Below are 256 nucleotides of genomic sequence, written 5' to 3'. Positions count from 1 at the left end.
CTACATGGGTGACGACTGGCCAGACCTGCCAGTGATGGCGCTGGTGGGCTTTGCCGCCTGCCCCGCCCAGGCCCACGCTGAACTGCGCAACCGCGCCCACTATGTCGCCCAGGCGACTGGCGGCCGTGGCGCCGTGCGCGAAGTGGCCGACCTGATCCTCAAGGCCCAGGGCGCCTACGACAACCTGCTCGCCCAAATGTTGGAAACCCCGCTGCACCCCCCATTGCAGGTCCCGCAAACTTTCTGACCCCATGGC

1 pseudogene is annotated in these 256 nt (G+C 67.6%); it reads left to right on the top strand.

The annotated features are described in order from the left end of the window. Positions 1-247 (top strand): annotated as a pseudogene (locus tag ACVA6Q_RS24790) (hypothetical protein); the annotation flags it as partial. Positions 248-256 lie beyond the last annotated feature (9 nt).

Source organism: Vibrio sp. DNB22_10_4, from assembly GCF_052879755.1.
Note: the sequence above shows the minus strand (reverse complement) of the source record. Positions and strands in the feature narration are given on the sequence as shown.